An 8,307-nucleotide genomic window follows, 5' to 3' on the forward strand; every position below is an offset into this window, starting at 1 on the left:
CCGTGAGCAGCACTACGTTCGCCCACAACCGACGCCTTTGATACAAAACACAAAGAGGACTGCCGATGCCGCAACCTGCTGCCCTGCCCTGCTATCGCGATACGGTGCGGGCCGAATGGGTCGATTACAACGGCCATTTGCGCGACGCGTTCTATATGCTGATTTTCAGCTTCGCGACCGACGCGCTGATCGACCTGATCGGTTTGCCGGACGCAGTGCGCAAAGAGCGCCGGCGCTCGATCTACACGCTCGAGGCCCACATCAACTATCTGCATGAGATCAAGGGAGGTGCACAGGTGCGCGTCGACATGCGGGTGCTCGGCCACGATGCGAAGCGCCTGCATCTGTACCTGGAGATGTTTGCCGGCGACGGCGGCGACCCGGTGGCCGCGGGCGAGCAGATGTTGCTGCATGTCGATACCGGCGGGCCGCGCGCCGCCGCGTTCGATCCGGATGTCGCCGCGCACGTACGCGGGCTGGCCGACGCGCATGCCGCGCTGCCACCGGCCAGGTTTGCCGGCCGCGTGATCGGCTTGCCCGCCGCCACGAAACCCAGCGGGATTGAACATGCTTGAGCCAGAGATTGCCGCGTTTATCGAAAGAACCGCTGCGATTTACTCAGGGCATTCGACTTCGCTGACGCCGTCCGAGCAGCGCCAGATCTACGACCGGTACGCGGCGGCGTTCACGCCCGCGCTGCCCGATAACGTCGCGACCCAGGACGCCGCGCTCCAATCCCGCGCGGGCCATTCGATCGCGCTGCGGCTGTACCGCAACCGCGCAGGCCGGCACGAAACGCAGCCTGGCACCGTGCTGTACTTTCACGGCGGAGGCTTCGTACTCGGCTCGCTCGACAGCCATCAGGTCATGACGGCGCGCATCGCCGCGGACACCGGTCTTGACGTGATCGCGGTCGACTACCGGCTCGCGCCCGAACACCGCGCCCCTGCCGCGCACGACGATTGCCTGGAGGTCACGCTCGCCGCTTTGGCAGGACGCTTACCGTTCGATTTACAGTCTGGCGCCGCGCTGCAACTGGCCGGCGACAGCGCCGGCGCCACGCTTGCGGCCAGTGTGGCGATGCGCCTGCGCGATGACGGCGTTCAGGGCCTGCGCGGCCTTGTGCTGGTCTATCCGATGCTCGGCACCGACCCTCAGCCGCCCGCGCGTGAAACCGAAGCGCATGCGCCCATGCTCAAGCTGGCGGATGTTCACGCATTTCGCGATTTTTATTGGGGCGCACACCCGCCGTACCCCGCGTGGACCATCCCGCTCGACGCGACACGCTTCGACAGCCTGCCGCCGACGCTCGCGATCGGCGTCGAACACGATCCGTTGAGAGACGACGCGCGCGTGTTTGCGGAGCGTATCCATGCAGCCGGTGGAGAAGCGCGGCTGTGGATCGGCGCCGGACTCGTCCACGGATGCTGGCGCGCTATTGAATCCAGCCCAGGCGTGCAGAGCTTGCACGCGGAGGTGTGCCGTTTTCTTCGCGAGCATGCGGCACCGGCGTCTTTTGCCGGTCAGCGCTGAGGTTCGCGCGGCGAGCGGCTCGGCGCCTTGCGCAGCGCACGGTCCGCGGGTGTATTCGGCGCCGGCAACCGCACCGTGAAGGTGGTATGCGTGCCGCTTATCGAACTGCACTCGATACTCCCGCCCAGAAGCTCCGTTGCGCGACGGCAGAACGCGAGCCCCATCCCCGCGCCGCTGCCGTGACGTTTGGTCGTGAAAAAAGCGTCGAAGATATAGGGCAGAACATCGGGTGAAATGCCCGGCCCGGTGTCACGGAATTGCAGCACGCAAAAGTCCTGATCCTGAGCGGCGCTGATCGTGATCTGACCATCGCCGCCCAGGCGGATCGCATGCAACGCGTTTTTCAGCAGGTTGAACAGCACGAAGACCACCACCGTATCCGAACCCGAGAACGCCATGGCGGGATCGATGGGCGTCACCGTGACGCGTGCCCGCTCGCCGCTGTGAAACGGATAGCGTTCCAGCGCCGACATCACACATTGCCGCACCGAATGCCGGCTGAAACCGCTGCGGTCCAGGCGATCGAGCGTGTAGGACGCGAGCGCCATCTCAACCATCGCGCTGGTTCCCGAGACTTCGCGCCGGATTGCCGTCGCCAGCTGGCCGATGCGCTCGGTTTGTCCGGATGGGTCATGGTCATCGTAAATTCCGTGCGTGACCGCCATCCGGTAGCCGTCGAACACGTGAGACCAGACGCTGGCGATCTCGTCGGCGTGCATGCCGATGGTCGCGAGCGGCGTCGATATCTCGTGCGCGATGGTCGCCGCAACGGCATAGGGGTGAATCAGGTGATAGCGGACGATGGTGATCGCCAGCAGCGCGAGGCTGAGGCCGATGAACAGGACGCCCGGTGGATAAAACCCGTAGCCGTAGTTGACCGCGTAATCCACCGCCGCAAACGAGTACAGGCAAAGGCTCGCCAGGCACAGGTCGAGGCGTCTGCGCGCGTGCCCCTCGGCCTTGCGGCGCGCGGCGAGCAGAAGCTGCCCGCTGCGCACGGCCAGCAACACGGTCTGCACGACATGCAACGGATGCAGCGGCCCGGCGACCGGATAGAAGCCGAAGAAGAAGCGCTGATAGCCGGCCACCACTTCGTTGCCGGGAAGCAGTATCGCAAGGACGAAGCACAGGCCGTACGACGCGAGCAGTATTGGCCGCTCACGGCGCTGCGCCACCACCTCCGTGACGAAGTGATAGAACGTGGTGGGTAGAAAGAGAATGAAGAGATAGCCGCACCGGACCAGCATTTCCGCGGTCTGCGGGTTGTCGGTCTGGAACAGCAGTGTCCAGGTGCCTTGCCAGGCGAACGTCGCCGCGCACATCAGGATAAACGGCGTGAATAGCCGCGTCGCCCCCTGCGTAATCAGTACGTACAGGCCGAACACCACGAACATCGCGGACACGAAGGCTGTCGGAATTGCGTACATGTGGCTCAACGTGTCGGCCGAATTTAGCGATTCCGCTCATTCCGCCATTGCGCGAAAGTTACGAGGTTCATGCCCACGTCGGCTGCGTCGATCGGGGACCAGCAGTAGAACACGTCACCCCAGCCCGGAACGGGCTGCGGCGTCAGCGTCCTGAAGTTCATGCCGGAACGGTAGGCCAGATTCGGCCAGAATACCGGCATCACCTCGCGCACCGCCATCTGTTTCAGCAGGTCGGCCGGGCCGTCCTCGTCCGCCACGATTTCGCCCTGTGAGATCCAGTCGTTCTCGGCCCATGCAACGAAAACGCTCGGGTTTCCGGCGCGGTCGAACATCAGAATGGCATCCTGTTCCGGGCGCCAATAGTATTCGACGATGTTATGCGCGGCCACCAGTTCGTCGATGACTTTGCGCGTACGCGGATCGCAGTACGTCATGCCGCTATCGCCCAACGCCAGCCAGCCGCCTTCTGAACAATGCCTGTTTTTTGCATCTTTCAGGAAGTTGGCCAGCCGGTTTGCGGAATCGATATCCGTCTTTCTCAGGTATAAATCGACGATTCCGGCGTTAAAGGCCTTGACCGCGACGGTTTCGTCCGCCACACCGGTCAACAGCACTTTCGCGCAGCGCAGATTGGAGATGGCCGAGAGGAATTCGACGCCGCTCATGCCCGGCATGTCGAAATCCACGACTACCGCCGCCACTTCCGAAAAGCGTGCGCCGCGCGCCAGAATGTCCCGCTCCGCCGAGCTTTCCACGTAGCGCTCGAAGCCCGTCTCGCTCACACAGGCCGACGCCGGCGCAAACTCCAGCGAATTTTCGCGAGCATGCTGACGGATGAAGGCGAGCGCGGTTTGAGGCCGCGTAAAAAACAGATTCGTGGTGATATCGGGAAAGAAACGCCGCAGGGCGTCCAGGTAGCCGTCGTTGTCATCCACGAAAACAACCGTTGACGGGTACAGAACAGGTGGTCGGATAAAGTTGTTCATATTTTCACGTGGTTCGTCGCGCCGCCTCCGGAGAATGGCCGCGGCAGGCCAGCCGCCGGAAGACAAGGCGAGTCCGTAAGCCGTGTCGCGGCGTGGCGCCCCCAGATTGGAGAGCGGCCGACGCTTCGACCACTGCCTGCACGCCCGCCCCGCACTTTGCCGCTACAGGTTTTCCGTGTGTTCGCATATGGAACACGCCGGCGTGCCTCTTACCCGCTCATAGGGCGGATTCTCTCATGCTGGTCCGCAAACTTCGTATTCCCCTGAACTATATAGTACCAACGGCAGCGGCGACGCGTGACCGGAAAAATCCGCGCGATGGAGCCGGCCGCTACGGCCGCGACGCGACCTCGTCCAGATGCTCCAGCAGATCGGCGGGGTCGTCGTACACCCGCAGCGCACCGGCGCGTTCGAGTTCCTCCGTGCCGTATCCGCCCGACAACAGGCCCACGCCCAGAGCGCGGCAGCGCCGCGCCGCGAGCATGTCCCAGATGCTGTCCCCGACCACCACCGTGTTTTCGACCGGCACGCCGAGCCGCTCAGCCGCGGCGATGAACAGATCCGGATCCGGTTTTGCATATTTGACGTCGTCGCGCGTAACGACCACCGCCTTCGCGGGATCGACACCCAGCGCCTCCAGATTGAGCGCCGCCGTCTCCATGCGGCCACTGGTCGCCACGGCCCACGGCGTTCCGGCTTGCGTGAGCGCGTCGAGCAACGCCCGCGCGCCCGGCAGCGGGCACACCTGCGCCCGCAGTCGCTGATAGGCGGCGGCGTGCGCACGACGCAGGCTCTCTACCCGTTCTGCACTGATTTCGCCGTGGGTTTCCCGCAGAAGCTGATGGGTGAAGAGGCCGCCGCTCATGCCGATCTTGCGGTGAATCCGCCATACCGACAAAGGAATCCCTTCGCTGTCGAGCGCTTCTTTCCACGCCAGAACATGCTGATAGACGCTGTCGACCAGCGTTCCGTCGAGATCGAAGAGGAAAGACGTCTGGATTCGCATGGTGAGCTCCTGTTGGTGACCACGGCCACCAATATGCCATGCCCCGGTTTGGCAGGTCGCAAGAATCCGCGCCTGAAACGGCAAGCGCGCAATGGAATGGCCGCAACTCATGGCCGAGGTGCGCGATGCGATCGACGCGGGCGTCGGGCTACGGTCATCGCAAGCACGCGAACTGGCGCTTCGCTGGCTCGAACTCTTCAGGAGCTACGCGGGCGATGATCCGCGCACCCAGGCGAGGTTTCGGCATGCGCTGCAAACGGAGCCGGCACTAATGGCCGGCACATGGGCGGGCGAGTCTCTGCTTGCGTTCATCCGCGAGCCAATGGCGAACGTCGCGCAGCCGCTTTGATACTGCGTGCCGGCTTCCGGCCGGTATTGGCCGACCGGGAGATTCGGTGCTTCACACTGAAGCGATCCATCAGCGAGGCCATTTCATGTTCATGCTAGCCTCGCGACTTCTGCTCACAGGACGTTGCATGAACACACTTCGATTGCGCCTTCATGGCCCGAGCAGGCAGCGCACGATTGCAATGCTTGCCGCCCTACTGACGATTTCGATAAGCATCAATCACTCCGCCTGCGCGCAGACTGTAGACATGACCCGGGTTGCGTATTCCGGCACCGTCGGCGAAGCGAAGGTGGGCATGACGCTCGCTCTGCATGGAAAAGATCTCGGCGAAGGACATTACTTCTACTACCGCTACCTGAAGGACATTGCGCTGACCGGTCAGCAATCCGGCGGCACGCTGACGTTACAGGAAGCGAACGGCGCGTTCACGCTGCATTTTGCGGGCAATGGTTCGAACGGCGGCCAGCCGCTTGATTTTCCCAATAGCGTCGGCCTTGCCGGCACCTGGACTGGCGGCGGAAAGACTTTGCCAGTCAAGCTCGCCCTCGAAAGTATGTCACCCGCGGACACGAATGCGGGTCGCCTGTACGGCATGATCACCGACGAATCGGACCATGCATTCGAGGCGCGCGCTCAAGGTTTCTATTTCGCCGCGCTGAAGGGTGATCCGAAGCAGGCCGCGCGTTTCGTTCACTTTCCGCTGCGGGTGAATTGGGGCGCAGCGCACCACGAGACGATCGGTTCGGCGAATCAGCTTGCCGCCAGTTGGCATCGCATATTCACGCCCAAGTATCTTGCGGCGTTACGCGACGCGGCCCCACACGATATGCCGGTGATCAAGAGTCGGTACGCAATGCTCGGGGCCGGGCTTGCGTTCTTTACGGATAAGGGTGTCGAGGTTCTGAACGCGGAGCAGTAAGCGCCGCTCGCGCAGTGGGATGGAGTACCGCGAGTGTGATCGGCTTCCGCGAATGCGTCAGCGCTGCACAGGGTGCTGGTTTTCGTATTCCAAAGCGCAATCGACGCGCCGCCATTTACATCGGCGGCGCGTCGATCGTTTTCCGCGCTTATCGGACTGCTAGTCGGACTGCTTGTCCGACTGCTTGTCCGACTGCTTATCGGGTCATTTACTGGCCCGTGTACCCGAGCGGAACAGTCGAGTTGGCCTTGGCAACCGTCGCGTTGTTCGACACGATGTACTGCGGCACCTCGGTGAGCGTCAGCGCGACCTGACCGTTGGTGTAGGCGACCGTGCTGACATTGCCGTAACCATCGATCTTCGTCACGTTGCCCGACGTGCCGGCATTGTCGACCTGGAGCGAATAGCTGGTCGAATAGGTCTGGCTATACGCGCCGTTGCTCGCCGGCCATTGTGCGTTGCTGTGCGTCCACGCCGCCGTCACGACCTTGCCGTTCCCCAGTTGCTGGAACGCATAGGCAAAGACGCCTGACGGTGCGCCCTTGATCCGGCCCAGCGTATTCGTGCCGTCGAGAACCCGCGTCATCGTCGCGAAGGCCATCGCTTCAGGCTTCGGCGACAGGTTCGTCGCACCGAACGCGCCTTGTGCGTCATTCAGATCGAAGAACGAGCCGTAGCCCACTTCGCCCGGGTAGTCAGGACCGTAGAAAAGCGTCGTGACCTGCGCGCCGCCACCCAGCACGATGATGTGTGCCCGCACGCCGACTGCCGCATGCGCGAACAACTGGTTCTGCGAAGGAACGTTGGGACCGTAGTTGAGGCCCGGATCGTAGCTCACGCCGGCTTCCGTGAAGAAGAGCTTCATGTTCGGCTTGCCTGCCTGCATGACCGAGCGCAGCTGCGTCATCTGGTTGTCGAGCGCGTTGGCCTGGTTCGCCGGATCCGGATCCGAGTCCTGCAATTCAGGCGGATGCGACGGATACGTACCCGCATTCCAGTAGCCATGCGTTGCGACTGCATCGATGTAATTCCACAGGCCGAGTGCGCCGAACTTCTGCAGATAACCGGTTGTGCAAGTGTCGCAATTCGAGGCGAACGGATTGCCGGTGCCCATCACGACCGCATTCGGGTCGGTCGAATGAATGCCCTGGTAGGCGGCCTTGTACATGGCAACGAAATTCGCGTCACTATCGGCCCAACCGAGGCTCGGCTCCCACGTTACCTGATAGTAGTTCTTCTGCTGATTCGGGTAATTGGCAGCGCGGATCAGGCTGGTGTCGGTGCCGACCTTGCCCATGTAGGTCTGAAACTCAGCCATGTTCGACGGTGCATAGTAGCTGTCGTTGAACTGGCCGGTCTTCGAATCCCATGCCGGCAGGCCATCGAGACGCACGATACGCATCTGATCCGGATTGGCCTTATAGAACGGATCGAGGTCATTCACGTTCGGCGTGTACGTGTTGGGACCGTTGGGTTCCATTGCCGATACCTGACGGTCGTCGATCGTCCACGAGATACCCAGCGCGTGCAGCGCGGCGATGTTGCCGTTAAAGCCCTGCATGCCGAAGCGGTGCTGATCCTGATGCGCGTACGTCACGGTGCCCAGTGCCGAGCTCAGATTCGGCAACACACCGAACGTGGCGATGCCGACCGGACGGGTACCGCTTCGCGGCAACGTGCCACCGTTCGAACGCAAGGTCGCGGTGAGCGCCGCATAGCCGGACCACGTCGACGTACACGGAATCGTACTGGTTTGCACGCCTGCCTTGACTGCAAAACTTCCTTGCGTCTTGATCGCGCCGGTCGAATCCGCAACGGACCAGACGACGGTGTCCGCGCTCGGGGCGTTCGTCGTAATTGCCAGCTTGAACGAGGCGTTGTTCTGAAACACGCGCAGGCCGTCGGTGGTCGGCGTATCGGCGCTGATCACGCCATTCGCTGTGCCGCCGGACGTTTGTGTCGGCGTGCTGCACGACATGGTCGCCCCGCTCGGGGTGGGCGTCGGGGGGGGGGTCGGGGTGGGCGTCGGGGTGGGCGTCGGAGTCGGCGTCGGGGTGGGCGTCGGGGTGGCCGTCGGCGTCGGGGTG

At 63.0% G+C, this 8,307-nt stretch carries 7 protein-coding genes and 1 pseudogene; 4 read left to right on the top strand and 4 right to left on the bottom strand.

Annotated elements, in window-relative coordinates; all coding sequences use genetic code 11:
- Positions 1-65: 65 nt before the first annotated feature.
- Together P0D70_RS04275 and P0D70_RS04280 are read left to right on the top strand one after the other, a co-directional pair.
- On the top strand, positions 66-575 hold the full coding sequence (locus tag P0D70_RS04275) for a thioesterase family protein (RefSeq protein WP_408182918.1): 510 nt from the start codon (positions 66-68) through the stop codon (positions 573-575).
- Positions 568-1,533 (top strand): alpha/beta hydrolase, encoded by a 966-nt coding sequence (locus tag P0D70_RS04280; RefSeq protein ID WP_408182920.1) that lies wholly within the window; start codon positions 568-570, stop codon positions 1,531-1,533. The genes P0D70_RS04275 and P0D70_RS04280 overlap by 8 nt, the downstream gene beginning before the upstream one ends.
- Here P0D70_RS04280 and P0D70_RS04285 read toward each other — a convergent pair.
- From P0D70_RS04285 to P0D70_RS04295, 3 genes are all read right to left on the bottom strand, one after another.
- Positions 1,524-2,960 carry a sensor histidine kinase gene (locus tag P0D70_RS04285; protein WP_408182922.1) on the bottom strand — a complete coding sequence of 479 codons (1,437 nt, stop codon included), beginning with the start codon at positions 2,958-2,960 and terminating at the stop codon, positions 1,524-1,526. The genes P0D70_RS04280 and P0D70_RS04285 overlap by 10 nt on opposite strands.
- Before the next feature lie 23 nt (positions 2,961-2,983).
- Entirely contained in the window at positions 2,984-3,946 is a 963-nt protein-coding gene (locus P0D70_RS04290; protein WP_408182924.1) for a response regulator, read from the bottom strand.
- Positions 3,947-4,277: 331 nt separating this feature from the next.
- Positions 4,278-4,952, bottom strand: a complete 675-nt coding sequence (locus P0D70_RS04295; RefSeq protein WP_091807190.1) for an HAD family hydrolase — start codon at positions 4,950-4,952, stop codon at positions 4,278-4,280.
- Positions 4,953-5,031: 79 nt separating this feature from the next.
- Here P0D70_RS04295 and P0D70_RS04300 point away from each other — a divergent pair.
- Positions 5,032-5,301, top strand: a pseudogene (locus tag P0D70_RS04300) (MerR family transcriptional regulator); the annotation flags it as partial.
- A gap of 127 nt (positions 5,302-5,428) precedes the next feature.
- Complete coding sequence (locus P0D70_RS04305; RefSeq protein ID WP_408182927.1) at positions 5,429-6,220, top strand: hypothetical protein; 792 nt, start codon at positions 5,429-5,431, stop codon at positions 6,218-6,220.
- 208 nt (positions 6,221-6,428) lie between these two features.
- Here P0D70_RS04305 and P0D70_RS04310 read toward each other — a convergent pair.
- Positions 6,429-8,307: hypothetical protein (locus tag P0D70_RS04310; RefSeq protein WP_408182929.1), on the bottom strand; the 1,879-nt coding region annotated here is incomplete at its 5' end.

Source organism: Paraburkholderia sp. RL17-381-BIF-C, from assembly GCF_046026435.1.
Lineage (GTDB): Bacteria > Pseudomonadota > Gammaproteobacteria > Burkholderiales > Burkholderiaceae > Paraburkholderia.

What these genes read in the sequence shown, in the direction of transcription:
- P0D70_RS04275 (WP_408182918.1), top strand. Translation starts at nt 66, where the DNA reads ATGCCGCAACCTGCTGCCCTGCCCTGCTATCGCGATACGGTGCGGGCC.
- P0D70_RS04280 (WP_408182920.1), top strand. Translation starts at nt 568, where the DNA reads ATGCTTGAGCCAGAGATTGCCGCGTTTATCGAAAGAACCGCTGCGATT.
- P0D70_RS04285 (WP_408182922.1), bottom strand. Translation starts at nt 2,960, where the DNA reads ATGTACGCAATTCCGACAGCCTTCGTGTCCGCGATGTTCGTGGTGTTC.
- P0D70_RS04290 (WP_408182924.1), bottom strand. Translation starts at nt 3,946, where the DNA reads ATGAACAACTTTATCCGACCACCTGTTCTGTACCCGTCAACGGTTGTT.
- P0D70_RS04295 (WP_091807190.1), bottom strand. Translation starts at nt 4,952, where the DNA reads ATGCGAATCCAGACGTCTTTCCTCTTCGATCTCGACGGAACGCTGGTC.
- P0D70_RS04305 (WP_408182927.1), top strand. Translation starts at nt 5,429, where the DNA reads ATGAACACACTTCGATTGCGCCTTCATGGCCCGAGCAGGCAGCGCACG.